General features: G+C 40.1%; 24 protein-coding genes and 1 tRNA gene. 21 read left to right on the forward strand and 4 right to left on the reverse strand.

Annotated features, from left to right (window positions below; translation table 11 throughout):
- The first annotated feature begins 65 nt into the window (after nucleotides 1–65).
- The 4 genes from C6N34_RS05810 (at nucleotide 66) to C6N34_RS05825 (ending at nucleotide 4,742) form a co-directional block, all read left to right on the forward strand.
- Nucleotides 66–425, forward strand: a complete 360-nt coding sequence (locus tag C6N34_RS05810) for a helix-turn-helix domain-containing protein (RefSeq protein ID WP_006279024.1) — start codon at nucleotides 66–68, stop codon at nucleotides 423–425.
- Nucleotides 426–499: 74 nt separating this feature from the next.
- Nucleotides 500–1,015, forward strand: a complete 516-nt coding sequence (locus C6N34_RS05815; RefSeq protein ID WP_074404718.1) for an IS630 family transposase — start codon at nucleotides 500–502, stop codon at nucleotides 1,013–1,015.
- Entirely contained in the window at nucleotides 1,012–4,338 is a 3,327-nt protein-coding gene (locus C6N34_RS05820) for an ATP-binding protein (RefSeq protein WP_236107436.1), read from the forward strand. The genes C6N34_RS05815 and C6N34_RS05820 overlap by 4 nt, the downstream gene beginning before the upstream one ends.
- The gene (locus C6N34_RS05825) at nucleotides 4,314–4,742 is read left to right on the forward strand and encodes a DUF7680 family protein (RefSeq protein WP_115539429.1); all 429 of its coding nucleotides are present in this window, start codon (nucleotides 4,314–4,316) and stop codon (nucleotides 4,740–4,742) included. Before C6N34_RS05820 ends, C6N34_RS05825 begins: the two co-directional genes overlap by 25 nt.
- Nucleotides 4,743–4,828: 86 nt before the next feature.
- On the opposite strand, the gene C6N34_RS05830 is transcribed toward C6N34_RS05825, so the two are convergent.
- Complete coding sequence (locus tag C6N34_RS05830; RefSeq protein WP_006276160.1) at nucleotides 4,829–5,161, reverse strand: rhodanese-like domain-containing protein; 333 nt, start codon at nucleotides 5,159–5,161, stop codon at nucleotides 4,829–4,831.
- Between the two features lie 107 nt (nucleotides 5,162–5,268).
- Here C6N34_RS05830 and mutL point away from each other — a divergent pair, with 107 nt between their 5' ends.
- The 6 genes from mutL to C6N34_RS05860 all read left to right on the forward strand — a co-directional run bounded on the left by mutL (nucleotide 5,269) and on the right by C6N34_RS05860 (nucleotide 12,504).
- Nucleotides 5,269–6,921, forward strand: a complete 1,653-nt coding sequence (gene mutL / locus C6N34_RS05835; RefSeq protein ID WP_115539428.1) for a DNA mismatch repair endonuclease MutL — start codon at nucleotides 5,269–5,271, stop codon at nucleotides 6,919–6,921.
- A 243-nt stretch (nucleotides 6,922–7,164) separates the two neighbouring features.
- Nucleotides 7,165–8,268 (forward strand): glycosyltransferase family 1 protein, encoded by a 1,104-nt coding sequence (locus C6N34_RS05840; protein ID WP_115539427.1) that lies wholly within the window; start codon nucleotides 7,165–7,167, stop codon nucleotides 8,266–8,268.
- A 259-nt stretch (nucleotides 8,269–8,527) separates the two neighbouring features.
- On the forward strand, nucleotides 8,528–10,138 hold the full coding sequence (locus tag C6N34_RS05845) for an iron uptake porin (protein ID WP_115539426.1): 1,611 nt from the start codon (nucleotides 8,528–8,530) through the stop codon (nucleotides 10,136–10,138).
- A 171-nt stretch (nucleotides 10,139–10,309) separates the two neighbouring features.
- Nucleotides 10,310–10,759 (forward strand): RrF2 family transcriptional regulator, encoded by a 450-nt coding sequence (locus C6N34_RS05850; protein WP_006276156.1) that lies wholly within the window; start codon nucleotides 10,310–10,312, stop codon nucleotides 10,757–10,759.
- Nucleotides 10,760–10,777: 18 nt separating this feature from the next.
- The gene (cysK, locus tag C6N34_RS05855; RefSeq protein ID WP_057176932.1) at nucleotides 10,778–11,722 is read left to right on the forward strand and encodes a cysteine synthase A; all 945 of its coding nucleotides are present in this window, start codon (nucleotides 10,778–10,780) and stop codon (nucleotides 11,720–11,722) included.
- Between the two features lie 104 nt (nucleotides 11,723–11,826).
- A complete protein-coding gene (locus C6N34_RS05860) occupies nucleotides 11,827–12,504 on the forward strand; it encodes a J domain-containing protein (protein ID WP_057176933.1) in 678 nt (225 codons plus the stop codon).
- 16 nt (nucleotides 12,505–12,520) lie between these two features.
- On the opposite strand, the gene C6N34_RS05865 is transcribed toward C6N34_RS05860, so the two are convergent.
- The gene (locus tag C6N34_RS05865; RefSeq protein ID WP_057176934.1) at nucleotides 12,521–12,964 is read right to left on the reverse strand and encodes a DUF2267 domain-containing protein; all 444 of its coding nucleotides are present in this window, start codon (nucleotides 12,962–12,964) and stop codon (nucleotides 12,521–12,523) included.
- Between the two features lie 280 nt (nucleotides 12,965–13,244).
- Between C6N34_RS05865 and urtA the strand changes: the two genes are divergently transcribed.
- The 5 genes from urtA (at nucleotide 13,245) to urtE (ending at nucleotide 18,382) form a co-directional block, all read left to right on the forward strand.
- Entirely contained in the window at nucleotides 13,245–14,534 is a 1,290-nt protein-coding gene (gene urtA / locus C6N34_RS05870; protein ID WP_006276152.1) for an urea ABC transporter substrate-binding protein, read from the forward strand.
- 128 nt (nucleotides 14,535–14,662) lie between these two features.
- Nucleotides 14,663–15,817 (forward strand): ABC transporter permease subunit, encoded by a 1,155-nt coding sequence (locus tag C6N34_RS05875; protein ID WP_057176935.1) that lies wholly within the window; start codon nucleotides 14,663–14,665, stop codon nucleotides 15,815–15,817.
- Nucleotides 15,810–16,976, forward strand: coding sequence for an urea ABC transporter permease subunit UrtC (gene urtC / locus C6N34_RS05880; protein ID WP_115539425.1), 1,167 nt, complete (start codon nucleotides 15,810–15,812; stop codon nucleotides 16,974–16,976). The genes C6N34_RS05875 and urtC overlap by 8 nt, the downstream gene beginning before the upstream one ends.
- Nucleotides 16,930–17,676 carry an urea ABC transporter ATP-binding protein UrtD gene (gene urtD / locus C6N34_RS05885; protein WP_115539424.1) on the forward strand — a complete coding sequence of 249 codons (747 nt, stop codon included), beginning with the start codon at nucleotides 16,930–16,932 and terminating at the stop codon, nucleotides 17,674–17,676. Before urtC ends, urtD begins: the two co-directional genes overlap by 47 nt.
- A gap of 7 nt (nucleotides 17,677–17,683) precedes the next feature.
- Nucleotides 17,684–18,382, forward strand: coding sequence for an urea ABC transporter ATP-binding subunit UrtE (gene urtE / locus C6N34_RS05890; protein ID WP_057176937.1), 699 nt, complete (start codon nucleotides 17,684–17,686; stop codon nucleotides 18,380–18,382).
- A 21-nt stretch (nucleotides 18,383–18,403) separates the two neighbouring features.
- Here urtE and C6N34_RS05895 read toward each other — a convergent pair whose 3' ends face one another.
- The gene (locus C6N34_RS05895) at nucleotides 18,404–20,047 is read right to left on the reverse strand and encodes a CTP synthase (RefSeq protein ID WP_057176938.1); all 1,644 of its coding nucleotides are present in this window, start codon (nucleotides 20,045–20,047) and stop codon (nucleotides 18,404–18,406) included.
- A 30-nt stretch (nucleotides 20,048–20,077) separates the two neighbouring features.
- On the opposite strand from C6N34_RS05895, the gene C6N34_RS05900 reads away from it, so the two are divergent.
- The 6 genes from C6N34_RS05900 to C6N34_RS05925 all read left to right on the forward strand — a co-directional run bounded on the left by C6N34_RS05900 (nucleotide 20,078) and on the right by C6N34_RS05925 (nucleotide 24,977).
- Nucleotides 20,078–21,835 (forward strand): N-acetylmuramoyl-L-alanine amidase, encoded by a 1,758-nt coding sequence (locus C6N34_RS05900; RefSeq protein ID WP_181884059.1) that lies wholly within the window; start codon nucleotides 20,078–20,080, stop codon nucleotides 21,833–21,835.
- A gap of 65 nt (nucleotides 21,836–21,900) precedes the next feature.
- Nucleotides 21,901–22,773, forward strand: a complete 873-nt coding sequence (locus C6N34_RS05905) for an aldose epimerase family protein (protein ID WP_115539422.1) — start codon at nucleotides 21,901–21,903, stop codon at nucleotides 22,771–22,773.
- Between the two features lie 58 nt (nucleotides 22,774–22,831).
- Nucleotides 22,832–22,903, forward strand: a tRNA-Lys gene (locus tag C6N34_RS05910).
- 44 nt (nucleotides 22,904–22,947) lie between these two features.
- Nucleotides 22,948–23,508: a photosystem II reaction center PsbP gene (gene psbP, locus C6N34_RS05915; RefSeq protein WP_006276144.1), complete on the forward strand. Its 561-nt coding sequence runs from the start codon at nucleotides 22,948–22,950 to the stop codon at nucleotides 23,506–23,508.
- Nucleotides 23,509–23,614: 106 nt separating this feature from the next.
- Nucleotides 23,615–24,208, forward strand: coding sequence for a Maf family protein (locus C6N34_RS05920; protein WP_071241659.1), 594 nt, complete (start codon nucleotides 23,615–23,617; stop codon nucleotides 24,206–24,208).
- A 40-nt stretch (nucleotides 24,209–24,248) separates the two neighbouring features.
- Nucleotides 24,249–24,977, forward strand: coding sequence for a phycocyanobilin:ferredoxin oxidoreductase (locus C6N34_RS05925; protein ID WP_115539421.1), 729 nt, complete (start codon nucleotides 24,249–24,251; stop codon nucleotides 24,975–24,977).
- Here C6N34_RS05925 and pdxA read toward each other — a convergent pair.
- Nucleotides 24,960–26,027, reverse strand: a complete 1,068-nt coding sequence (pdxA, locus tag C6N34_RS05930; protein WP_115539420.1) for a 4-hydroxythreonine-4-phosphate dehydrogenase PdxA — start codon at nucleotides 26,025–26,027, stop codon at nucleotides 24,960–24,962. The two genes, C6N34_RS05925 and pdxA, sit on opposite strands and share 18 nt — an antisense overlap.
- Nucleotides 26,028–26,126: the final 99 nt, after the last annotated feature.

A 26,126-nucleotide genomic window follows, 5' to 3' on the forward strand; every position in this document is an offset into this window, starting at 1 on the left:
ACAAAATAAGATAAGCTATAATAAGGGTAATAAACTAAAATAGAGTAGAAGTACTGTCAAATTATATGCCAAAACCTTATTCAATAGATTTGCGTAATCGCGTGATTGTAGCATGGGTTGCTCAAGAGGGATCTCAACGCCAGTTGGCAGAAAGATTCAAGGTCAGCTTATCATTTGTGAGAAATTTAGTACGTCGTTATCGTGAAACTGGGCAAGTTGAGCCAAAGCAATGTGGAGGATATGAAAAGCCTGTAATTGCAGGCCAATATTTAAACATGATCAAGTCTTGGCTGGATGAGAAAAATGATTTACTACTTTCAGAATTGTGCGATCGCCTGAGAGAAACGACGGGCACTAGTGTTAGTATCACAACCATGCATCGAGCCTTAGAAAAGTTGGGTCTACGTCATAAAAAAAAAGTCTAAATGCCAGTGAACAGGAGACTCCACGTGTTCAAGAATTAAGGCATGATTATCGTCGTTGGGTAGATACAGTTGATATTAGAAATTTAGTGTTTTTAGATGAATCGGGGATAAATTTAGGGATGTCAAGGTTGTTTGCCAGAAGCCAAGATGGACAAAGAGCAATTGGTAGCGTACCAGGAAACAAGGGCAAAAATATTTCTCTGATTGGGGCTTTAAATATGGATGGAATTCTGGCAGCAATGACTGTAGAGGGAAGCACAAATACAGAAGTATTTCTCACTTATGTAAATCAGGTTTTAGTACCTCAATTATGGAAAGGGGCTATTGTTGTTATGGATAATTTAAAGGTTCATTATGCCGAGCGCGTGAGATTGTCAATTGAATCAGTCGGTGCAAAAGTTAAGTTTTTACCCCCCTATTCTCCAGACTTATCTCCGATAGAATTGTGTTGGTCAAAATTAAAGCAATTTCTCCGTAGTCGGGAGGCACGAACATTAGAAGCCCTAAATGAGGCCATGACAAGTGCAGTAAATTATATTACAGCAGAGGATGCGCTTAATTGGTTCAATCATTGTGGTTTATTTACATGAAAACTGCTGTAAGTACCATATTTAAGACCTGCGCTCCTCGGGAGGAAATTTTAGCAGGGGAACTGTCGTTAGATCTATTCGCTGCTAAGTTGGAATCGGTAGTAAAAGGTACAGCACCTAAAGTATATAATGACCCGAAAACCTTTTTTGAAAATACTTTTGCTACTGATGGCTTAAAAAATTTAATTACCGAAGTATTTGGTAGACTAAGTGGAAATATGGTAGGTTCACCTATCATTCGATTAGAGACTAGCTTTGGTGGTGGTAAAACCCATGATGAAATAGCTTTATGGCACATTGCTAAACATGGTAGAAAGATTCCCGGTATAGAGAGATTTACTGATAATATTGAAATTATACCAAGTTATGCGGTTAAGGCTGGGGCTATTGCCTGTCAAGACTTAGAACCTGCGGATGGGGTGTTTCATAGGGATACGGGAATTAGGACTTATACTCTGTGGGGAGAAATTGCTTACCAATTGGGGGGAGTAGAAGGTTATAGCTTGCTCAAGGGTGCGGATGAAATGAGAGTTAGTCCTGGAACGGATGTGTTGAGAAGAATTATTCAGGATGCTCCTACGGTGATTATTCTGGATGAAGTAGCAATGTATTTGAGAAGGGCAAAAGGAATAACTGTAGGTGAGAGTGATTTGGCTAAACAGGTTATAGCTTTTTTGTTTGCGCTCATGGATTTAGCTGCTTCTACTAATAATATCGTATTGGTATATACTCTGGCTTCCGCTAGTGACAGTTTTGGAGAGGAAACGAGGGAGGTGAGGGAAGCTCTTTCTATTTCTGCTAGACAGGAAAGAATTATCAAACCTAGTACGGATGTGGAGATATATAATATAGTTAAGCAAAGAATGTTTAGTAGTATATGTTCTAATGCGGCAAGGGATGCTGGGAGGGAATATATGCAAGTTTATAAGAACAGTCGATTAGATCTACCTAGTGGATGTAAGGATAGTAGTTATGCTGAAAGTATTGAACAGAGCTATCCATTTCATCCTGAACTATTTAATCTACTGACTAAGAAGATAGCATCCATTCCTAATTTCCAGCGCACGAGGGGAGCATTACGGTTATTGGCTATAGTTATTCGCTATCTTTGGCAAGAATTGGAAGATTTAGCCGAGAATTCAGGTATAATGGGTGAAAATTCACCTTTTTGGATTCCTATGATCCATCCCCATCATATTCCCCTGGGTATGGAGGAAGAAATCACCAGTGATTTAACTTCTCGTTTGGATAGACCACTGATGCGAATACCTATCCAAGCAGATATTTACAATCCAGATGGTCGCGAAGCACATAGTCAAATACAGGATAAGGAATGGAGTGCAGCAGACAAACCACCTTTTACTAGCTGGGTTACCAGAACTATTTTTCTTAATTCTATCAACCAAGGGACTGCAGCAGGTATTCGGGTTTCGGAACTGAATTTATGTTTGCTCACACCTGGTATGGATATTGGTTTTGTACAAACGGTTTTAGAGAGATTAGGAGAGGTTGCTTGGTATTTAGATTATGACCAATTTACATCTACTGCTAGGTTTAAAGAAGAACCATCACTCAATAAGGTGATTGCTCAAGAAAAGGAGCAAGTAACTACTACAGAAACGAAGGAACGTTTAAGAAGGGAACGGGATACAATTTTTGCAGATCATTGTTTTAAACTGGTTTCTGGTCCGGTGAATCCCAGTGATGTGGATGATGTGGCGGATTATATAGCTTTATGTGTAATAGATTTTGATGAAGCAACTATTTCTGATACTACCCAAGTTGCGCCCACTTTAGTGGAAAAAGTTTTTGAAAACACGGGAGAATCGGGAAAATTCCGGATTTATAAAAATCGATTATTGTTCCTGGTGGCTAATAAGCAGGAGTTAGAACGTAGTTTGGATAACATGAGGGAATATATTGCTATAGAAAATATAATGAGGTCTGCTGATAAGTTACAGGATTTATCCGAGGGTCAACGGAAAAAGCTCAAGGAAAGGGAAGGCAATTTTAAGTTAAATGTAAGGGTGTCAATTGGCAATACCTACCGTCACCTATTTTACCCTGAGAGCGATCGGGTGAAAGCACCAAAGGGATTAATGCACTATACTTTGCCTGCGCAGGATTCAGGTGATGCTAAAAAGAAGCAGCAGGAAGTGTTGCTGAAGAAATTAAGAGATTGTGGAAAGATTAGAATGGAGGATGCAGCTGCTTATGCACCTAGTTATATAGTACAAAAAGTGTGGCCAGCGGGGATTGATCATTGGAAAACTAAGGAAATGAAAGAAGCGTTTTTCAAGGATGTGAGTTTGAAGATGTTTTTAGACGGAGAAATAAGTAAGTTGAGGGAAACCATTCGCAATGGGATTTTGGATGGTTCCTGGGATATGAAAATTGGAGAGAAGGTGTTTATTAAAGCTGAAAACTTGAAAGTTCCTGATTCTATAGAGTTTTCGGAGGGAGTGGAGTTGTATCGTCCGGGGATTTTAGAACTGCCAAAACCAAGAGAGATTGAAATAAGTGCGCAGGTGATGTTTAGTAAGGATATGAAAAAACCTGTTCGAGTGGGGTGGAGAGCATCGGGAGGGTTGAAGGTACAAATGTATGAAAATGGAAAGATTATTGATAAGGAGTTTCGACCCCGGGATGAATATAGCACTGAGATTGGGGAAACCACAATTTTTAAAATAGTTGTGGATTATGGGAATGGGGAAATTTTGGAGAAGGAAACCACAGCGTTTATAGGAGGAGGTGGTAATGAAGGTGAGAGGTATGGTGATAGCACGAGAAAGACTACAGTTGGAGGATTTAGTGCAGCAGAATCAGGAAGTATTTTTGCGGTCAAACCATTAATATTTAGCTATGCAGGAACGGTAAATAGTAGCTTTGTGAAACTGAGTGATTTTATTAAGGACAATAAACCAGCGGGAATTCAAGAAATAGAAATTTCTGTGACAGAACCCATGGACTATAGGAAGTTATTTACAGCTATTCCTCTAGTAGCCAAATTACCTCTGTATATCAACCATATAGCCACAATTAGCTTAGAGGAGCAGTTTGTGAGATTGGAGTACCAAGGACCAGAGAAAGGATTTAAAGTTTTTCAGGGAATAATGCTTAGTTTTTTAAATAATCCCCTGGTGAAAGCAGATCTACTATTGAAATTGGAGTTTAAATTTTTGTCACCAATTATGTATGGTAGAAGGGGGAGAAATAAGAGATCTTCAAAAATCGCTGGAACGGAATCCAGTAGACAATTTGAACTTAGTTGCCAAAGTTACCTATTAAGAGTTTTCACATGCAGGAATTTCAGTTGCGAATAGTGCCCACGGATAATAATAACTTTGCTGTTGAGTTATATCAATGTGCCTATAAAAAAGCAGGAGAAAAGAAACGTCCTGCTGCTAAACGAATTGGCAGGTTAAAAAGTAGTATATTAGTACAGGTTCGGGAGATGGTTTATGATTGTTTGAAAGCGAATAACTACGATCCAAAGACTTTAACGCATAATAGGCAAGCTCATTATGTATTAAACGAGGAAACGGGAGTGAACCTAGCTTTATTATTTCAGACTGTACAACCGCTTTCAAAAGCAGAAAGAATAAGTAATATTGCCCAGGGAATACAAGCTATGAGTTATGAGGAATCTCATTATTGGTTTGCTAAAGTTAGTAATGGTAAACGCAGCCAAGCTTTAAGAGCAATTAGGGTTTTGTTGGGTGATTAGATCCTCGAGCGATTGCTCAGCACTCCCTGCGGGAGCTCGCGCAGCACTCGCAACCTGGAGACAGGGAATTCATTCCCTGTCTCCTCCTACGGTTTGAATCCTTCCGTGGGTCCACCAAATGTTTTCCAAGCTGGTAAACCCCCGGAAATAATCCCTACATTCCTAAATCCAGCTGACTCCAAAATATTAGCTCCTTGGGTGGCGTGCATGTCATTTTCACCGTAAACGTAAATTTGACGGTCTTGATGTATACTGGATTTAGCACGTTCGGCTAAATTTCCCAAAGGGATGGAAATCGCTCCGGTTATTCGATGATGATTATAGGTGGGGCGATCGCGCAGGTCAACAATTGTTAATGCGGGCTGTCCCCATCGCAAACGGGCTATCAATTCACTAGCTTCAGCAGTTAAATTACTCATAAGCTGGCTTTGCTTATAACTTTAAACGCAATCTATCAGAAATAATTTTCTAGTTCTGTTTTTTTTGCTATTAATTGAAATTCCTCTAATTGTCAGTTACACTATCTATGATTCAATCTTTGCCAACGGAAGTAGTTTATTTAATCACAGCGGGAGAAGTAATTGATAGTCTAAGTGCTGTCGTTAGGGAGTTGGTGGAGAATTCCCTGGATGCAGGTGCAACACGCATAGTTATTTCCCTGTATCCAGAACAATGGCGAGTACGCGTCACAGATAATGGTTTGGGAATGAGTCTGGAGGATTTAGAACAAGCTGCGATCGCCCATAGTACAAGCAAAATCCACCATGCTGCTGATTTATGGAAAATTAAAACTTTGGGGTTTCGTGGTCAAGCACTACATAGCTTAACTACCTTGGGGGAACTGGAAATTTTCAGTCGCTGTGCAGGAGAAAACCAAGGATGGCGGGTGGTTTACAATAAAAATGGCAATGTGACTAAAACGGAAGTAGTGGCGATCGCACCTGGTACTGTAGTAACGGTGGATAATTTGTTTGGTAACTATGCTGAACGTCGACAAGGATTACCAAATAAAAATCAGCAGTTAAAAAAAGTCCAAGCGACAATCCAGCAAATTGCTTTGTGTCATCCCCAGGTAACCTATCAGGTATGGCAAGATAAAACGGAATGGTTTACAATTTACCCAGCACCTGCTGTGGAAAGAATAATCCCGCAAATTCTCAATCAAGTTAAGCCAGGTGATCTAAAAGGAATAAATTTAACAATACCAGAATTAGACTCGACAATTAACTTAGTAGTGGGCTTACCTGATCGGTGTCATCGACACAAACCTGACTGGGTGAAAATAGCCATTAATGGTAGAATAGTCAAGTCACCAGAGCTAGAAGAGGCGGTTTTTGGAGCATTTTATAAAACCCTACCACGCGATCGCTATCCAGTTTGTTTTGTACATTTGACTATCCAACCGGATCAAATTAACTGGAATCGCAACCCCGCCAAAAACGAAATTTACCTGAACAAAATGACTTATTGGCAACAAAAAGTTACCGAGAGTATTGATCAAGCATTTAGCATTGCTAGTTCTACTATCAAAGAGTCGGTGCAGACAGGTAGGATAACCAATTTATTCAAATTGGCTGAAACCAAGGGTGATTATAATTTTTCCCATTCTAACCCAGAAGAGAACAAAGGATCAAATTTAATAGACTTAAAAGTAATTGGTCAAGCAAGTAACACCTATATTGTTGCCGAATATTCAGAAGGTATGTGGTTAATAGAGCAACATATAGCCCATGAAAGAGTGATATACGAAAGACTCTGTGATCAATGGCAAATTGTACCTGTAGAATCTCCTATTGTACTTTATCAATTATCTACCGAACAGGTCAAACAACTGGAAAAAATTAATTTAGATATTGAATGTTTTGGAGAAAACCTATGGGCGGTACGCAGTGTACCGGAGATGTTAAAAAATAGAGAAGACTGTGGAGAAGCATTGTTAGAATTGAGCATGGGGGGAAACCTAGAAGCTGCCAAAGTTGCAGTTGCTTGTCGAACTGCGATTCGCAATGGTACACCTATGACCTTAGTGGAAATGGAACAATTGATATATGATTGGCAACGCACCCGTAATCCCCGCACCTGTCCCCACGGTAGACCTATTTGTTTAACATTAGAGGAGTCAACTCTAGCCAGGTTTTTCCGTCGTCATTGGGTGGTGGGTAAGAGTCATGGGATTTAAAGAAACCGGATTGAAGGGTGTTCTGATTTTTTAAAAACTATAAATAAGGTTATAAATAAAATTATAAATAATTAATAATGGTAAATGATAAGTTTCCTGTCTATTGAAAATCCTCATAGAAAAAATTAGAATAAGTGGGTGGTTGGAATTAAATATAAGATGAACGTAGGTTGGGTTGAAGTATAAAACCCATCCTACAAATAATTGTGCCTCCCTACTTATGGCAGATAAATAAACTTATCCATGAAAAAGATAGCACTTATGAATAACATAGCTAATCAGTATTATCTTTATGTTAGTAAACATGAAAGTCCAATTCCATGGAATATATATGATCCTAAACCACCCATAGAATTTGCTCTGACTAGTTATTTTGGGCAAATATTTCAGAAGATAGAACAAAGTTGTCTGCTCAGTGGTCTAATTTTTTATATCACCTGGAGTGAAATTGACGAACTACCATCATACGGAAGCAATGTTGTGGTTTTTGTTTTGGGAGATGAATGGTATCGTATACCCAACTATGCTCATAAAGTCAGAGCGGTATTTAAGTGTATAGGAACCCAGACTATTCTAGGGTGTAATCCTTTTTTAGAGCCTTCTCGTTTGAACTTACTGACATTAATTCAGTTTTTAAGAATTCTATTTGTTGGTATACCCGGGTGGATAAATTACCGTTGGCATAAATCTAAACACTGGTTATTAGGTCAAGAAAAAATTCCGCCAATTTATGATGTTCCCCTAGGGTATAATAAATCAGAATATCTGCCCATTAAAAATATCCAGGAGCGGATTTATGACACCTATTTTTCCGGGAGTGTAATGCACAGAAATTACGGAATTATGTCGGTCAAGTTCTGGTTAGGAACCCCTAAAATATTATCTCGAGAATTGATGTTATCAACCCTGAAAAAGTTGCAAGATAACTATCCTGAACTGAAAATAGAATTATCCATGACAGGTGGTTACCACGAGAGAAGTAAACAAGATGACCAGAGTTACAGTCAACTGATGATGGATACAAAAATCTGTGTTGTCCCTAGGGGAACATCCTGGGAAACAACCCGTTTATTTGAGGGTATGAAATATGGCTGTGTGTTGGTAACCGAAGCATTACCTGACCGCTGGTATTTAAAAGGAGTGCCAACAATTCAAATCAAAAATTGGCAACAATTACCCAAGGTCTTAAAAGAGCTATTAGATAATCAAGATTTGATGCAAGAAATGCACCATAAGTCATTAACTTTTTGGCAAGATAAATGCTGTGAAACTGTGGTAGCAGATTATATAATTGGTAAATTAACTCCCCAGGGGAACCTTAACTTTACTAAATTCTCAAAATATTAATAAATAACCAACAAAAGAATAAACTCCAATTCTGTGCTAGATTTAATATAACTGGAGCATTAGCTCAAATATAATGAAAATACACTTCTACAAGTGTGAAAACCCACGGTGCCAAAATAAAGGCGTTAAATTGCCTTAACGCTTCTGCGCTTCATTTATTGGTAAATCAGGTGATCACAAAATCTGCCACTTCAAAATACATCACAAGATGTGATTACATGGGTAAACCGATTTGTATTTGGTGTGAGGAATAGTAGAAATGTCTAATAATTTTGTGTGGAAATCCATGGTAGTTAGTCCTGCGGTTTTAGGAGTAGCGCTGTTAGCGTCTGGAACAGCGATCGCTTCTACCACAGAAGCTCCCCAATCTTCTTCAGAACTAGCTCAATTTACCCCTGTTTCTCAATTTTCCGATGTTCAACCTACAGACTGGGCGTTTCAAGCATTACAGTCCCTGGTAGAACGTTATGGTTGTGTTTCTGGTTATCCAAATGGTACCTTTCGTGGTAAAAGGGCATTAAGCCGTTATGAGTTTGCTGCAGCATTAAATTCCTGTTTAGGGAGAGTAAATGAATTAATCGCTACAGCAACAGCAGATATGGTGACTAAACAAGATTTAGTTACTATACAGCGATTGCAAGAGGAGTTCTCCGCTGAACTAGCAACTTTACGTAGTCGTGTAGATACTGTGGAAGAGCGTACTGCGCAGTTAGAAGCTAATCAATTCTCCACCACCACTAAATTAAAAGGTGAGGCAATTTTTGTCCTCACTGATTCTTCAGGAAATGATTCTGTTCCTGGAGAGACAGTTTTGCAAAATCGAGTCCGTTTGAACCTGCAAAGCAGTTTTACCGGTAAAGACGTGTTAGATACCCGTTTAACTGCGGGTAATGCCCAGGGATTTGGCAATACGGGGGAAACTAAACAAACCTTTGAAATTGGCAAAACTAATCCAGGTAATAACGTTGAACTGGATCAACTCACCTATCAAACACCTTTAGGTAGGGCGCGGATTTATCTAGCAGCTACAGGTGGTCAACATAGTGATTATGTAAGAGTTAATAATCCCTATTTTTCTGATAAAAATGATGATGGTAGTCTAAGTACATTTACGGCTGAAAACCCCATTTATCGGATTGGAGGTGGTTCGGGTGTTGCGGTAAATATACCTCTGGGTGAAGGTGGTAGTGGGGTTAAATCCAGCTCCGTGAGTATAGGATACTTAGCCTCGGGAAACAGAACCTCTGGCGCGGAAAACCCTGCTAGTGGAGGTGGTTTGTTTGATGGTAACTATGCAGCTCTGGGTCAGTTAAACTTCAACTTGAGTAATCGTTTAGCCTTGGCTGCTACTTACGTACATGGTTATCATGGGGTGGGTAGTACCCTATTCGACTCGGGACGGGATAATGGTGCAGTGGTGGGTACTCCTCAAGCCAATAGTTTGGGTCACAGTGCCCTAACTGGTTCCCAAATTAGCGCTTCCTCCAGTAATTCCTACGGACTGTCCGCAGCTTTCCACCCCACTAATAAATTAGCCATTACTGGTTTTATTTCCTACCATGATATCACTGGCTTTGGGGTGAATGATGATTATGAAGCGTGGAGTTATGGCATGGGTGTAGCACTACCTGATATGGGTAAAAAAGGGAACGTTTTGGGAATTTTTGGCGGAGCCCAACCCTACTCCTTTAGTAATGATGGTGGTGTAGGAAATCGGAATATTCCCTACCAAATTGAAGGTTTCTATAGGTATCAGGTTTCTGACCACATCTCCGTTACTCCTGGTTTAGTTTGGCTACCTGCAATTGGTCAAAACGATAATCAACCAGATACTTTTATTGGTACGCTAAGAACAAAGTTTTCTTTCTAAATCATTTATTAGCATTAAGATTAGAACCCGTCCCCAGGCGGGTTTTTTTATGACCTTGACTTGTAAGATTTCCCCGATTCTCCATGGAACAAGTGGAGTACAATAAGAATAAGCAAGTGTAAAGTTCAGTAATTTTCTTGTTTTGTTCCTTTATTGTAAAAATTTCATCCCGTGGAACTATCCTGTAAATCTGAATACGCAATTCTGGCGTTATTAGAAATGGCCACCCATTACCAAAATGGTGAACCGATGCAAATTCGACAAATCGCTAACCAACAAAACATACCAGACCGGTATTTAGAACAGTTACTGGCTACTTTGAGACGCGGAGGTATTATTAAAAGCCAACGAGGGTCTAAAGGTGGTTATCTCTTGGCGCGAGAACCACGAAAAATCACTCTTCTTGATATTTTGGAATGTTTAGAAGGTTTAGATATCAAGATAGCAGAAGATAATACCAACCCGAAAACTGCCCCCAAAACTGCTGATAGTGGGATTATTGATGAGATTTGGAAAGAAGCTCGTCAAGCTGCCAATTTAGTCCTGGAAAAATACTCCCTGGAAGATCTTTGTGAAAAAAGAACCCTCAGAAGACAGTTAGATATCATGTACTATATTTGATTTAAAGGAAGGAAAATGATGCAGATTGCTAAAAACATTACGGAACTAATTGGTAGAACTCCTTTAGTGCAGTTAAACCATATTCCCCAAGCGGAAGGTTGTTATGCACAAATTGTGGTTAAGTTGGAAAGTATGAACCCCTCAGCATCCGTCAAGGATCGTATTGGTGTTAGTATGATCAATGATGCGGAAAAAGAAGGTTTAATTACCCCTGGTAAAACAGTATTGGTGGAGCCAACATCTGGTAATACGGGTATCGCCTTAGCTATGGCAGCTTCCGCAAGAGGATATAAGTTAATTTTAACAATGCCAGAAACCATGAGTGCGGAAAGGCGGGCAATGTTAAGGGCTTATGGCGCTCAGTTGGAACTCACACCAGGTATTGAAGGAATGAGTGGCGCTATTCGTAAGGCCCAAGAAATTGTGGAAAAAACCACACACTCATATATGTTGCAGCAATTCCGTAACCCCTCTAATCCTAAAATACACTGGGAAACAACAGCTCAAGAAATCTGGCAAGATACTGATGGTCAGGTTGATATGGTTATCTCCGGTGTGGGAACCGGAGGTACTATTACTGGTGTCGCTGAGTTCATTAAGTCAAAAAAACCCAGTTTCCAAGCGATCGCAGTGGAACCAGCAAATAGTCCAGTATTATCTGGTGGTAAACCTGGGCCCCATAAAATTCAGGGAATTGGAGCTGGTTTTATTCCTCAAGTATTAAAGGTAGAATTAATTGATGAGGTAATTGCTGTAACTGATGAAGAGGCGATCGCCTTTAGTCGGAGGTTAGCTAGGGAGGAGGGTTTATTATCTGGAATTTCTAGTGGAGCTGCTTTATGTGCAGCGGTTCGTGTGGCCCAACGTCCGGAAAATCAAGGGCGTTTAATCGTCATGATTCAACCTAGTTTTGGGGAAAGATACCTAAGCACACCCCTATTCCAAGATTTGGAAATCAGTTAACCTATTGTTAGGGGAAGGGGGCACAAAATCAGAAAACCATAGCAAATACCCTAAGGAATCAAATTACCACCAGATAAAAAAATCCGCCACCAGATCGCTCAATCATGCATGATTCGAATCATTATCAAACACTACAAATAAACAATAAGGCGACTGCTGCTGAAATAAAAAAAGCGTATCGCCGACTAGTCAAGATGTTCCACCCTGATAGTAATCAGGATACTGCTGACCACGAAGAGATTATTAAGATTAATGCAGCTTATGAAGTCTTAAGTGATGTTGAGCAGAGGGTAAAATATGATGAACAAATAGGGAACACATCACACCCACGCACTGGAAATAGGGAAAATCCACGCCAAACTAAAAAACCAGGGGGAAAAGAAGCAGATGAAAAGGTAGAAGAGTGGTTAAAGTTAGTTTATCAACCAATTAATCGTTGGCTTTGTAGTATAGTGTCTTCCCTAGAGCAGCAACTAGAAGATTTAGCAGCGGATCCCTTTGACGAACAATTAATAGATGAATTTCAAGCATATTTAGATACTTGTCGAGACAAGTTAAAAAAAGCCCAAACCGCCTTTCGTTCTTTACCTAATCCTCCCAGTTTAGCCACATCTGCTGCTCATCTTTATTATGCTCTAAATCAGGTTAGTGACGGATTAGAAGAATTGGCATATTTTCCCCTGAGTTATGATGATCGTTATTTGCATACTGGTAAGGAGATGTTTAGAATTGCTAAACATCTACTTGACTTCTCCCCAGGTTCAAACACCAGGGAGAAGTGAAAAATAAAGGCAAAAATTAAGTTCGTACCGCTTCTGGCCAAAGTTCTCGCAAGCAAGGGGGTAGTATTCTTACCACATCTTCAATTTCCCCACGGGAGATCCTTTGGGCAATAATTTTAAAAACAGCACGCACCAAAACTTCTGGGTCAATGTCAGCATTAACATTGCGGAAATAGTCACGAATGTGCTGGAGAAAAGCATCCTTAGTTCTATCCTTGGGTAATTTTGCACCAGGTCGCCAATTTTCATAATAAAATCCACCTAAAAGAATAGGTAATTGGGCCCCCAAATGAGCAGCTTCCTCCACTGTCAGGCGATCGCGCAGAGCATGTAAAGTAGCTCGTAAACCTTGAAAAACTTGGTGTTTATTTTCCCAACCCAACTCTTTTGCTAAATCATTGATCCAAGGAATTGTTTTGTGTAAAGTTGCATCAAAGGTATCTAATCCAGTTATAGTCATGATAATTGCTCCGATTTAACTGATGTTTACCAACTCACTTAGGATTGCGAATCCATGACTTGATCAACTCTAGTCCATGAACTGAAATTTTAAAGGGATTGATATTTTTCAACTTCTAGCCAAAGTCGTATATTCTTGCTTCGTATAATTGTATGTAAGTAAAGTCTGATTAACTTTTTACCAGAAAATTAATAAATTGTAAATTTGTACACTTTTTTCTCGTAAAATTCCATACTAATATCTGTTGTCTAAAGATTAAACCCAAAATTTATCAATAGTTATGACTACACAATTTAACCGGAGAAAATTCCTCATCTATGGTTCTGCTGCTCTTGGTAGCTCCGTATTACTTAAAGCTTGTGCTAATAATACACAAACAACTACACCCGCTGATTCCTCCGCAGGTGGTAACACCATCAAGGTAGGGATTTTACACTCTTTAAGTGGTACAATGGCCATCAGTGAAAAAAGTGTGGTAGACGCAGAAAACCTAGCAATTAAGGAAATTAACGCTCAGGGGGGAGTATTAGGTAAACAGATTGAAGCCATTACGGAAGATGGCGCTTCTAACTGGGATACTTTCAGAGAAAAAGCTACTAAACTAATTGAACAAGATAAGGTAGCTGTAGTATTTGGTTGCTGGACCTCTGCTAGTCGTAAAAACGTCAAGCCAGTGTTTGAAGAAAAAGATCACATGCTGTGGTATCCTGTACAGTATGAGGGTCAGGAATGTTCTAAAAACATTTTTTATACCGGAGCAGCTCCCAATCAACAGATCGAACCTTCTGTGGACTGGTTGTTGAAAAACAAGGGTAAGGAATTCTTTCTAGTTGGCTCAGATTACGTTTTTCCCCGCACTGCTAACACAATAATTAAAGCTCAATTAGAAGCACTTGGTGGTAAAACAGTTGGTGAAGATTATTTACCCCTGGGTAATGTGGAAGTTACTCCTATCATTGCCAAAATTAAACAGGCCCTACCCAAAGGTGGAGTAATTTATAATACCTTAAACGGGGATAGTAATGTGGCATTTTTTAAACAATTAAAAGGTGCGGGTTTGACCCCAGAGAAGTATCCATCTATGTCCGTGAGTATTGCGGAAGAAGAGGTTAAGGCCATTGGAGTGGAATACTTAAAAGGACATTATGCAGCTTGGAATTACTTCCAAACTGTAGATACACCAGCCAACAAAAAGTTTGTAGAGGCTTTCAAGAAGGAATATGGTGCAGATAGGGTACTTAATGATCCTATGGAAGCTGCTTACATTGCCGTCTACCTTTGGAAACAGGCGGTAGAAAAAGCTGGAAGTACGGATTTAGTCAAGGTGCGCCAAGCTGCTTATGGTCAAACCATAGATGCACCCGAAGGTAAAGTGACCATGAATGGTAACCATCATATATCCAAGATTGTGCGTATTGGTGAAGTTAGAGATGATGGCTTGTTTAATATTATTTATTCTACCCCTGCACCGGTAGAACCTATTCCCTGGAATCAATATGTGAAAGAGACCAAGGGATTTGCTTGCGACTGGTCAGATCCTGCCAAAGGTGGCAAGTACAAACAAACCTAGTCTGATTAAATTAAAGCTTGTGTAAGGGTTCGTGGTTACAAGTGTGGGTTAAGCATTCCCCCTTAGACCTAATTAAGTTTTCATGGGTCATTTTAAAAATGACTCATGAATTTTTTGAGGATAAATTGGTGTTAACAGGATTTTTAGAAGCAATATTTAATGGAATTAGCATTGGGGCGGTACTATTAGTTGCAGCGCTAGGACTTTCCATTATTTTTGGACTGATGGGCGTGATTAACATGGCCCATGGAGAATTGATGATGCTGGGAGCTTATACTACTTTTGTAGTACAGCTTGGTTGTAAACAGTTAGGTGGTATTTGGTTTGATAGTTATATTTTCCTGGCTTTAATTATTGCCTTTTTAGTCACTGCTTTAGTAGGTTTAGTCTTGGAGCGGGGGGTGATATCCCATCTTTATGGTAGACCCTTAGAAACCCTTTTGGCTACTTGGGGAGTAAGTTTAATTTTTCAGCAGTTTGTCCGCAGTGTAAATTCAGTGCTAGTGATTGGTATCCTCTCATTTTGCGTACTATTCTTTGGGGGGGTAAGAATTTTAAATTCGCGTCAGCGGTTCCCCCAATTTGGTTACAGAGTGAAGGGAATGATCTTAGTTTTATCCTTGGGAATTGCCATGAGTTTGGGACAGTTATTTAGTCAACAGTCCTCCATGGTTCAACCTTGGTTTGGGGCTCAAAACGTTGATGTGACCGCCCCTAGTTGGTTACAATCCGGTGTATCTTTGGCCGGTGTGCAGTTACCCTTTGCTCGCTTGTTTATTATCTGTTTAACGGGAATTTGCGTAGCAGCAATTTATTTATTCTTACAGCGTTCCCCCTGGGGTTTAAGAATTAGAGCTGTGACTCAAAATCGTGCTATGAGTTCTTGTTTGGGTATACCTACGCAAAAAGTTGATGCTCTTACCTTTGCCCTGGGATCCGGATTAGCTGGTATAGCTGGTTGTGCTATTAGCTTACTGGGTTCCGTGGGTCCGAATACCGGACAGAATTATATTATAGATACCTTCATGGTAGTGGTTGTGGGGGGGGTTGGTAACTTAGTAGGTACGATTGTAGCTGCTTTGGCTATTGGTACTGCTAACTTTATTGTGGGATCGGGAACTCTAGCTTTTTTATCTTCTGGTGTTCAACCCTTGGTGGATTTTTTCAATTTTTTTGCCACTACTAGTATGGCAAAAGTGATGGTTTTTGCACTGATTATTGGTTTTTTGCAGTGGAAACCAGCGGGAATTTTCCCCCAAAAAGGTCGGAATATTGATGTTTAACCAAGGTCAGAAGATGATGAAAGATCAGGCTAAAAAGTCTATTTTGGTGGAAATTGCTGTAGTAATGGCGATCGCATTATTGCTACTTGTAATTATGCCACTTGTGTTGACAGAATTTCGCCTAAATTTACTAGGGCGATTTTTATCCCTAGCGATTGTGGGTTTGGGGTTGGATTTGATTTGGGGTTACACAGGTTTACTCAGTTTAGGCCATGGCATTTTTTTTGGTTTAGGTGGTTATGCCATAGCCATGTACTTAAAACTGCAAGTTCCCTCCGGTGAATTACCTGATTTTATGGGATTATATGGGGTAACAGAATTACCTTGGTTTTGGCATCCCTTTTACTCCTTCGGTTTTGCTGTAATTGCGGTTATTTTGATTCCAGGTTTATTAGCAGGAGTTTTGGGTTATTTAGTCTTTCGTAACCGCATTAAGGGTGTGTATTTTTCCATTCTTACACAAGCAGCGGTGATCATATTTTTTAACTTTTTCAACGGACAACAGAAGCTATTTAATGGTACTAATGGTTTAACGGCGTTTAAAACCCTGTTAGGTATAAATTTGACTGATAGAGGAATGCAACTTGTTTTGTATAGCCTAACAATTATATTTTTAATATTTACCTATGGTCTATGTCGTTGGTTAACCACTGGTAGATTTGGAAGATTGTTAATGGCAATTCGAGATGATGAAACTCGCGTCAGATTTTGTGGATATGATCCTACAGAGTATAAAGTTTTGGTATTTGCAGTTTCCGGTGCGATCGCGGGGATAGCAGGAGCATTCTACGCCATTCAAAGTGGTTCTGTGTCACCGAGAGCAATGGATATTGGATTCTCTATTGAAATGGTAATTTGGGTAGCGGTGGGGGGAAGAGGAACCCTAACTGGTGCGATTTTAGGAACTTTACTAGTTAACTATGCACGAACCTTTTTAAGTGAACAATTTGCGGAAATCTGGTTATTTTTTCAAGGTGCGCTGTTTTTGGTGGTAGTTACAGTTCTCCCAGATGGAATGATGGGATGGTTAAAAACTCAAACCCTAGCCTTTGTGAATAGGTCAAGCAAAGTTATTACATATCCAAGTTTAGAACAGGATGCAGAAGTAGAACATGAACGCAAAAATCTTGGAAACTCAAAATGTAACCGTGAGTTTTGATGGATTTAAGGCCATAAATCGCCTGAATTTCACCATGGAAAAGGGGGAATTGCGAGTGGTGATTGGTCCTAATGGTGCGGGTAAAACCACTTTTCTCGATGTGATTACTGGTAAGGTTAAACCAACCCAGGGTCGAGTTTTATTTAAGGGTAGAAATCTACGTAATTTGAGTGAACATGAAATTGCTCGCCTAGGAATTGGACGCAAGTTCCAAACGCCCAGAATTTACTTAAATCTCACTCCTCGGGAAAATCTAGAACTCACTAGCAATAGACAGAAAAGCGTTTTTTTTACCCTATTTGGCAGTCCTCATTTTCGTGAACAACAAACTATTAAAGAGTTATTGGTAACTATCGGGTTAACTTCTAAAGCTGATATTCCTGCTGGATTGCTTTCCCACGGTGAAAAACAAAGATTGGAAATTGGCATGTTAGTTGCTCAATCCCCTGATTTATTATTGGTGGATGAACCTGTAGCAGGTTTAACAGATGAAGAAACCTACAATATTGGGGAATTATTGTTAACACTTTCTCAAGATCACTCTATTTTGGTCATTGAACACGATATGGAATTTGTCAGGCAAATTGCTCGCAAAGTCACCGTATTACATGAAGGTTCCGTATTATGTGAAGGGGATTTCAAACAAGTGCAAAATGACCCCCGTGTCATTGAAGTATATTTGGGACAGCAACAGGAATAGAGAATTTATGTTACAAATCTCCAATCTCAATGTTTATTACGGTGAAAGTTATATTTTGCGCAATGTTGATTTAAAAATTGCGTCAGGAGAAATGGTTTGCATTATTGGACGTAATGGTGTGGGTAAAACCACCTTACTCAAAACCATTATGGGATTACTAAATCCTAGAGATGGTCAAATCCACTTTGCTGGTAATATGATTAACAATCAGTCACCAGATCAACGGGCAAAAATGGGTATTGGTTATGTCCCCCAAGGTAGGGAAATTATCCCCCGACTCACAGTAAAGGAAAATCTTTTACTGGGTTTGGAAGCTAGGAGAAAAAGACCAAAAAAAATGGAGATCTCTGACGAAATTTTCAGCTTGTTTCCTGTTCTAGCAACCATGCTTCATCGTCAAGGTGGTGATTTAAGTGGTGGACAACAACAACAATTAGCGATCGCTCGCGCTCTCATGGGGGATCCCCAATTACTGCTCTTAGATGAACCAACGGAGGGTATTCAACCCTCTATAGTATTGGAAATTGAGTCCGCAGTGCGTCGGATTGTGGAAACTAGGGGAGTTTCTGTTCTGTTGGTGGAACAGCACTTACATTTTGTTCGTCAAGCTGATTACTATTATGCTATGCAAAAAGGTGGAATTGTAGCTTCTGGACCTACCAATGAATTGAGCCAGGATGTAATTCAAAGCTTTTTGGCAGTTTAACAAACTACTGATCAATGCTGATCATACTCTAGGGAACTGAGGAAACCCGTAGGGGGTACTTCCCTGATGAGTATGGGAAATAGCAGCTTCCATAAAACCTTTAAACAGGGGGTGGGGGTGACTAGGACGAGATTGAAATTCCGGATGGAACTGACAAGCAATGAAAAATGGGTGCTGGGGATATTCCACAATTTCCACCAGACGTCCATCCGGGGAAGTACCACTAATCACATAACCGGAATTCAATAGGTGATTACGATAAAGGTTGTTGAACTCATAGCGGTGACGATGACGTTCATAAATCACCTCCTCTTGATATAAATCAAAAGCTAGGGTATTTGGCTGAACATGACAGGGATATAATCCTAATCTCATAGTACCGCCTAAATCGATTACGTCTTGTTGCTCCGGTAAAAGATTAATTACTGGATAATCAGTTTTAGGATCAAACTCAGCACTATTGGCACCTACTAAACCCTCTACATTCCGTGCCCATTCAATTATTGAACACTGCATACCCAAACATAATCCTAAAAACGGAATTTGTTGGTTTCTAGCATATTCAATGGCACTAATTTTGCCATCCACACCCCGAATGCCAAAACCCCCAGGGACAATTATACCATCTACTCCCAAAAGATAATTATCTGGTGGTTCTACTTCTAGTATTTCCGAATTGACCCATCTTAAACGTAAATCCCCATAAGTGGCGATCGCTGCATGACGTAGGGATTCTACTACAGATAGATAAGCATCTCCTAAACGTACGTATTTACCAACTATGGCAATTTCTACAGGAGATTGGGGATGAGACATACGCTCTACCATGGTTTCCCAGTGGGTTAAATCCGGTTCTCGCTGTTCCATTTGTAATAGGTCTAGGGTTTGTTGAGCTAGTCCTTCTTTTTCTAAAATTAGGGGTACTTCATAAATACTACTAGCATCTTGACAGGTAATTACACACTCCACAGGAACATCACAAAACTCTGAGAGTTTTTGTTTTAAACCCACCGGAATTGGGCGATCGCATCTACAAACTAAAATATCTGGTTGAATACCAATAGATCGTAATTCCTTAACAGAATGTTGGGTAGGTTTAGTTTTCATTTCTCCTGCTGAAGCAATCCATGGCAAAAGTGTCACGTGCATGTACAAAACATTTTGTTTGCCCACTTCTTTGCGTAATTGGCGGATAGCTTCTAAAAACGGTAGGGACTCAATATCACCCACCGTGCCACCAATTTCAGTAATTACCGCTGCAGGATTTGTTTCTTTAGCAACTCTAATTACCCGTTCTTTAATTTCATTAGTAATATGGGGAATTACCTGAACAGTGCCACCATTATAGTCTCCACGACGTTCCTTATTAATTACAGACTGATAAATCAAACCAGTAGTAACACTGTTTAGGCGAGACATAGAAGTATCCGTAAATCGTTCGTAATGGCCCAAGTCCAAATCTGTTTCAGCACCATCTTGGGTCACAAAGACCTCCCCGTGTTGAAATGGGCTCATTGTTCCTGGATCCACATTAATGTAGGGGTCAAGTTTAAGAATAGAGACAGAATAATCTCGAGATTTCAGCAATCTTCCCAAACTTGCTGCTACAATTCCCTTACCAATACTGGAAACAACGCCCCCAGTTACAAAGATAAACTTAGTCATAGTATTTTCAATAAATCTTGTGTGTTTGCCGTGAAAAAGGTCATAGGAATAATAATATTCGGTTGTTTGCTTACCTCCTCTGTTACTGTGGCTCAGAACTCACTTCTAGTAGTTTTTCCACCGAAAAATCACCAAACCAGTACAGAAAAAATATTTTTTATCGGTACAGCACCACCCCAAGGGGAGGTAGTAATTAATGGTCGGAAGGTTAAACGCAGTCAATCTGGACATTTTTCTCCTAGCTTCCCCCTGCAATTAGGAGAAAACCTGTTCAAAATCCGTTACCAAAATCAGGAGCAGGAGATTAGGGTGACCAGGGTTTCCACCCAACCACAACTACCAACAGGTTTAGGTTTTGCTCGGGATTCTCTCCAACCTGGAGTTGATCTAGCTAGACTCCCAGGAGAACTAATTTGTTTTAGCGCCATTGCACCTCCTCAAGCTACTGTGTTTGTCAAGTTAGGGGAGCAGATGGTTTCTTTGAAACCACAACCGTTACAGGCTAATTTACCCGCCAATTCCAGCGTGCTAACCGGAAGAAACCAACCCACTGGCTATATTCCTAACAAATACCAGGGTTGTACAACAGTCACCAGTGTTGCTGATTTAGGACAACCCCAATTTAGTTTGACATTAAATAATCAAACCATATCTCAAACTGCTCCTGGCAAAATTCAGATTCTTCATCCTGCTCAGTTATCTGTTGCAGAAGTCACATCAGAATCATGCGTAACTCGCACGGGTCCCAGTACGGATTATTCTCGAATGACTCCCTTACCCAAGGGTACAAGAGTAATGATTACAGGTCAGGAAGGTGATTGGTTCAGATTAGATTATGGGGTTTGGGTTAATAGGAAGGAAATCCAAATTATACCCGGAGCAGCACCGCCAAAAACTATTATTCGCAGTGTGGGATATAGTCAATTGCCCAAAATGACCGAGATACGATTTCCCCTACAAGTACCTGTACCCCTGAAAGTTCAACAAGGCGATCGCACTTTTACTCTTACTCTTTACAACACTACTGCTCAGACTGATACTATTCGACTAGACGATGATCCTTTAATTTCTCGTCTGGATTGGCAACAGGTCACACCAGATCAGGTAAATTACACTTTTAACCTTAAAAAGTTGCAACAGTGGGGATATAAGTTAAGATATGAGAATAGTACTTTAGTTTTAACTTTACGTCACCAACCAACTATTGCTTTAGCAAGACGGTTACCATTATCAGGTATAAAAATAGTAATAGATCCTGGTCACGGTGGTAAAGAGTCCGGTGCTATTGGTCCCACAGGATATGCGGAAAAAGATGTAAACCTACTAGTCTCTAAACTACTGCGAGATGAATTGGTCAAGCGCGGTGCTGTTGTAGTTATGACCAGAGAAGATGATCGAGAAGTATCTTTAGTAGAAAGACAAGAGATCATCAGTAGGGAAGAACCCGCGATCGCCTTGTCCATACATTATAATTCCTTACCTGATAATGGTGATGCAGAAAACACTAGAGGTTTTGGTAGCTTTTGGTACCATCCCCAATCGCACGGTTTAGCAGTGTTCTTGCATAATTATGTTGTCAGTCAACTCAAACAACCATCCTATGGGGTATTTTGGAATAATCTAGCTTTAACTCGTCCTAGTCATGCACCAGCGGTTCTATTAGAATTAGGTTTTATGAGCAACCCTCAAGACTTTGAGGAGATAGTCAACCCCCAGACACAGAAAAAGATGGCGAAAACCCTAGCGGAGGGTGTAACTAAGTGGTTGAAATCACAAGAGAAAAAGTAGAATTTCCAGATGTCATCAAGTTACCATAATTGCTATAATGATGGTAGTCTTTCAACCACTCAATTATGGGATTTACAATCACCGAAACACAAAAACAGTACAAGACCTATTCCCTCTCGGACAGTGATGCTGATTCCCATCTGGAGGTAGTCCCAGAAAGAGGTGGTATTGTGACCCAATGGTCATTAAAGGATCGCGAAATTTTCTACTTGGACAAAGAAAGATTTACCCATCCTGACCTCAGTGTGCGAGGTGGGTTACCAATTTTATTTCCCCTTTGTGGTAATCTACCCGATAACACTTACAGCCACAACGGGAAACAATATACACTCAAGCAACATGGTTTCGCCCGGGAATTACCCTGGGAAGTAACCAGTAATGCTACAGAAAATGGAGCAAGTCTTAGTTTAGTCCTAAACAGTAGCGATGCAACCCGTACCGTCTACCCCTTTGACTTTCGAGTAACTTTTACTTATACGCTAAGAGCCAATTCTTTGACGGTTGATCAAGTTTATCACAATCTCTCAGATGAGACAATGCCTTTTTCAACTGGATTTCATCCCTACTTTCAGTGTGGAAATAAATCTCTGCTAGAGTTTGACATTCCCTCTGGACAATATCTGGATCAAAAAACCAAGCAAATTTACTCCTTTGCGGGCAAATTTGACCTTGAACAGGAGGAACTGGATTTTGCCTTTGGGGATTTGCGCAGTCAATCAGCCAAGGTCAAAGATCACGACCGTAAATTAGAATTAAGCCTCGAATATGATCCAACCTATGTGGTGCTGGTCTTCTGGACCGTGCAGGGTAAAGACTTTTATTGTCTAGAACCCTGGACTGCTGGACGTAACTCCCTCAACACCGGGGAAAATCTTACCCTTTTGGCTCCCCACACTAGCAAAACCACTTCTATAAAATTGACCGCAAATTTTCTCTAACAAGTCCTTGACAGAGTGACGAGAGGTTGGTATATTGAAAAAGTTGCAAAAAACGAAAGGGTCACTAACTCAACGGTAGAGTACTCGGCTTTTAACCGATTAGTTCCGGGTTCGAATCCCGGGTGACCCATACAGTTGTACAATTTGGTTGTCCCAGTTATTTACCATACAAAAATGTGGCAAAAAATTAAAAAAATAAAATTCATCCTGGTTCTTACTTTGGCTATTACTTTCATCACTATTTACCCTGATATGGCCATAGCTGCTGGATTTAGGAGTTTTGTGGACACGGAGGATGGTTATCAATTTTCCTATCCTAATGGTTGGTTACAAGTGAAAGTGGCTAACGGTCCTGATGTGGTGTTTCATGATTTAATAGAAGTCTCTGAAAATGTATCCGTGGTCATTAGTCCCGTTCCTCAAGGTAAGAGTTTAACAGAACTGGGAACCCCAACAGAAGTAGGATATAAACTGGGTAAATCTGCTCTTGCTCCCGAAGGTTCTGGACGTTCAGCAGAATTAGTTAATGTGGCACAAAAGGAAATTAATGGTAATAATTACTACTTCCTAGAGTATGCTGTTAAACTGGGCAATGGTCAATCAAGACACAATGTAGCCAGTGTGGCGGTTAGCCGTGGTAAATTGTTTACATTTAATGCTTCCGTACCAGAAAGACGTTGGCGAAAATTACAACGAACCATTGATGAGGTTGTCAGTTCTTTTCAGGTGTATTAGTGGATTAGCAAATGTCCCGGGTCAGGAGTGTGATCCGCCTAAGAACACAACTCCTGAAATTAACTGGTGAAGTATTGAAATTATAAATTAAATCATGAACTGAATCATGAACATTCCCGAATTTGTGCTTGCGTCTGCTTCTCCTGCTCGTCATCGCTTACTACAAACCGTGGGGATTGAACCAATCATTTATCCCAGTGATTTTGATGAGTCACAAGTACAACTGAGTAACCCGCAGGAATTAGTCAATAAACTGGCTCAATGTAAAGCTGAAACTGTTTCCCCGCGTTTTCCTGCTGCTTTGATCATGGGGTGCGATTCCGTATTAGCTATGGATAATCAGATTTACGGTAAACCAGAAAATGTGGAGGTAGCGATATCTCGTTGGCGCTTAATGCAGGGGAATTGGGGTGATTTGTATACGGGTCACGTGTTAATGGATAACCTACAGAAAAAGACCATTATTAAGTGTCAAATAACTAGAGTTTATTTTGCCAAAATGACTGACCATGCTATTATCAACTATGTGAGAACCGGTGAGCCACTAAAATGTGCTGGTGGTTTTGCTTTAGAAGGTTTTGGCAGTTTATTTGTAGAAAAAATTATGGGTTGCCATAGTAATGTAATTGGACTAAGTTTACCCTTACTAAGGCAAATGTTAGGGGAACTGGGTTATGAGGTAACAGATTTTTGGCAATAGGATATACTAATAAAAAAATAAAAACAAGATACAGAACAATATGTCCTCTCAACCTTCTCTACGGGAAAAACAACATCCTTTAATTCAGCAACTAGCTAATACAATCGAAGAAGTTTGGCATGAACACCTCCAGTTATCACCCTATGAGTTACCTGAGGATTTGGGGTATGTGGAAGGTAGATTAGAAGGGGAAAAACTGGTAATTGAAAATCGCTGTTACCAGACTGTTCACTTCCGCAAAATGCACTTAGAACTAGCGAGAGTTGGCAATATGTTAGATATCTTACACTGTGTGATGTTCCCTCGCAAGGAGTATGATATACCCATGTTTGGTTGTGATTTAGTGGGAGGTAGGGGTCAAATTAGTGCAGCTATAGCAGATCTTTCTCCTGTAAATTTGGAGAGAACCCTACCGGAAAATTATCATCATCAATTAGGCAATTTAACCCCAGTTAATTTTTCCCAACCCCGGGATTTACCTGAATGGGGGAATATATTTTCAGATTTCTGTCTGTTTATTCGTCCTAGCTCTTTAGAGGAAGAATTGTTGTTTTTAAATAGAGTGAGAGAGTTTTTAAAAATCCATTGCAGTCAAGCAATTATCTCCGTTCCCGTCCCAGCAGAAAAGATTCCCTCAATTATTGCGGGACAACATAACTATTGTACAAAACAACAACAAAATGATAAGACTCGACGGGTCTTAGAAAAAGCTTTTGGTGAACAGTGGGCGGAAAACTACATGACTACTGTATTATTCGATTTGCCTTAAAGATCCCAGTCTTTGATTTACTAACTCTATAGCTAATTCTATAGCTGCTTGCATACTGGTTCCATCAGCAATACCTTTACCAACAATATCAAAAGCGGTTCCGTGATCTGGTGAAGTTCTGACAAATGGTAACCCGATAGTGGTATTAACAGCTCGGTCAAAAGCCATTAATTTAACTGGAATTAAACCCTGATCATGATAAAGAGCTAAGTAGCCATCAGCAGGATTTGTAACTAAAGAATGACCGTACCAGGCCTGACCGGGTTTTACCCACATTGTATCCGGTGGTATTGGTCCTTCCAATTGTAAATGTGGTCGTTTTTCCCTTTCTCTTTGTAACCAGGGAATCAACCAGTCTATTTCTTCTGTCCCTAACTGTCCCATTTCTCCACTGTGGGGATTTAAACCCGCAACCACTATTTTACCTGTTTTAATCCCAAAGTCTGTTGCTAAACACTCCTCGAGTAAATCTAACTTTCCCGTTAATAACTCTGGTGTTAGGGTTTGACATACTTGGTTTATGGGAATGTGGGTGGTAGCTAATAATGTTCTTAAAGTCCAACCAGTAAAGGGCGATCGCCCGACAAATAGCATACCAAAACGGTCTATACCTGATCTTTGAGCCAGAAGTTCGGTTTGTCCGGGATAATGGTGCCCAGCTGCTTTCCAAGCGGATTTAGCAATAGGAGCGGTAACAATCCCATCAAATTCACCTGCTAAAGTTTGAGCGATCGCCCGTTCCATATAAGCAAAACTAGCTGCACCACTAGCTTGATTACCCACTCCAGGGATAATGTCTGTGAGACTGGGTAGATCCAGGTTAATAATATCCAATTGACGGGGATTGGGTAAAAGTGGGTCAGTCTTTTCTGTCAGAGAGGTTAAATTTTCATAGGTCCTGGTCAGTAAATCACGATTGCCAACCACTACTAAATGGCAGTTTTTATGGAGTTGGGGATTGGCCAGAGCTTTTAAAATCACCTCGGAACCGATACCAGCTGGATCGCCCTGAGTGATTGCTAAACGGGGAATGGAATGGGTTTTAGTCATTGTTCAAACCAGTTATGAAACCAGTTATTGTTGATATGGTAATTGTAAGCCAGATTACGTTTTTAAATAAATAAAAAATGTAGACTTTATTTAAATAAT

Source organism: Cylindrospermopsis raciborskii Cr2010, from assembly GCF_003367075.2.
In the GTDB taxonomy this organism is placed as follows: Bacteria; Cyanobacteriota; Cyanobacteriia; order Cyanobacteriales; family Nostocaceae; genus Raphidiopsis; species Raphidiopsis raciborskii.

What these genes read in the sequence shown, in the direction of transcription:
- C6N34_RS05810 (WP_006279024.1), top strand. Translation starts at nt 66, where the DNA reads ATGCCAAAACCTTATTCAATAGATTTGCGTAATCGCGTGATTGTAGCA.
- C6N34_RS05820 (WP_236107436.1), top strand. Translation starts at nt 1,012, where the DNA reads ATGAAAACTGCTGTAAGTACCATATTTAAGACCTGCGCTCCTCGGGAG.
- C6N34_RS05825 (WP_115539429.1), top strand. Translation starts at nt 4,314, where the DNA reads ATGCAGGAATTTCAGTTGCGAATAGTGCCCACGGATAATAATAACTTT.
- C6N34_RS05830 (WP_006276160.1), bottom strand. Translation starts at nt 5,161, where the DNA reads ATGAGTAATTTAACTGCTGAAGCTAGTGAATTGATAGCCCGTTTGCGA.
- mutL (WP_115539428.1), top strand. Translation starts at nt 5,269, where the DNA reads ATGATTCAATCTTTGCCAACGGAAGTAGTTTATTTAATCACAGCGGGA.
- C6N34_RS05840 (WP_115539427.1), top strand. Translation starts at nt 7,165, where the DNA reads ATGAAAAAGATAGCACTTATGAATAACATAGCTAATCAGTATTATCTT.
- C6N34_RS05845 (WP_115539426.1), top strand. Translation starts at nt 8,528, where the DNA reads ATGTCTAATAATTTTGTGTGGAAATCCATGGTAGTTAGTCCTGCGGTT.
- cysK (WP_057176932.1), top strand. Translation starts at nt 10,778, where the DNA reads ATGCAGATTGCTAAAAACATTACGGAACTAATTGGTAGAACTCCTTTA.
- C6N34_RS05860 (WP_057176933.1), top strand. Translation starts at nt 11,827, where the DNA reads ATGCATGATTCGAATCATTATCAAACACTACAAATAAACAATAAGGCG.
- C6N34_RS05865 (WP_057176934.1), bottom strand. Translation starts at nt 12,964, where the DNA reads ATGACTATAACTGGATTAGATACCTTTGATGCAACTTTACACAAAACA.
- urtA (WP_006276152.1), top strand. Translation starts at nt 13,245, where the DNA reads ATGACTACACAATTTAACCGGAGAAAATTCCTCATCTATGGTTCTGCT.
- urtC (WP_115539425.1), top strand. Translation starts at nt 15,810, where the DNA reads ATGTTTAACCAAGGTCAGAAGATGATGAAAGATCAGGCTAAAAAGTCT.
- urtD (WP_115539424.1), top strand. Translation starts at nt 16,930, where the DNA reads ATGAACGCAAAAATCTTGGAAACTCAAAATGTAACCGTGAGTTTTGAT.
- urtE (WP_057176937.1), top strand. Translation starts at nt 17,684, where the DNA reads ATGTTACAAATCTCCAATCTCAATGTTTATTACGGTGAAAGTTATATT.
- C6N34_RS05895 (WP_057176938.1), bottom strand. Translation starts at nt 20,047, where the DNA reads ATGACTAAGTTTATCTTTGTAACTGGGGGCGTTGTTTCCAGTATTGGT.
- C6N34_RS05905 (WP_115539422.1), top strand. Translation starts at nt 21,901, where the DNA reads ATGGGATTTACAATCACCGAAACACAAAAACAGTACAAGACCTATTCC.
- psbP (WP_006276144.1), top strand. Translation starts at nt 22,948, where the DNA reads ATGTGGCAAAAAATTAAAAAAATAAAATTCATCCTGGTTCTTACTTTG.
- C6N34_RS05920 (WP_071241659.1), top strand. Translation starts at nt 23,615, where the DNA reads ATGAACATTCCCGAATTTGTGCTTGCGTCTGCTTCTCCTGCTCGTCAT.
- C6N34_RS05925 (WP_115539421.1), top strand. Translation starts at nt 24,249, where the DNA reads ATGTCCTCTCAACCTTCTCTACGGGAAAAACAACATCCTTTAATTCAG.
- pdxA (WP_115539420.1), bottom strand. Translation starts at nt 26,027, where the DNA reads ATGACTAAAACCCATTCCATTCCCCGTTTAGCAATCACTCAGGGCGAT.